The sequence below is a fragment of the Streptomyces sp. 4F14 genome, assembly GCF_048159485.1.
Lineage (GTDB): Bacteria > Actinomycetota > Actinomycetes > Streptomycetales > Streptomycetaceae > Streptomyces.
The window spans coordinates 1-407 of the sequence record NZ_JBLRVY010000176.1; the positions used below are offsets into that span (position 1 = coordinate 1).

The 407-nt window shown below is 70.3% G+C and carries 1 pseudogene; it reads right to left on the reverse strand.

The annotated features are described in order from the left end of the window. A pseudogene (locus ACLZOT_RS50190) lies at nt 1-407 on the reverse strand (glutamate--cysteine ligase); the annotation flags it as partial.

Consider the following 407-nt stretch of genomic DNA (forward strand, 5'->3'; position numbering starts at 1 on the left):
GCTCGTGCGCGGAGCCGATCCAGCGCTCCCCGAACCAGGTCCTGGGGCGTACGCCCTGGTTCGCCAGCTCCGGCGGCCGTACGTCGGTGGCCTGCTGGAACAGAGGCGGCCGGGACTCGCGCCACAGCTCCTTGCCGAACAGGAACGGGGCGTTGGCGCCCAGCGCGATCTGGACGCCGGTGATCGCCTGCGCGGCGTTCCAGACGTCGGCGAACCGGGCCGGTGTCACCTGGAGATGCAGCTGGACCGAGGTGCAGGCCGACTCCGGGGCGATCGAGGGCGAGGTGCAGACCAATCGCTCGACGCCCTCGATATCCAGGGCGAAATCCTCCCCCCGGGCGGCCGCCATTTGGTCGTTGAGCAGGGTGTAGCGGTCCACGTCCGAGAGATTCGCGGACACCACGTCG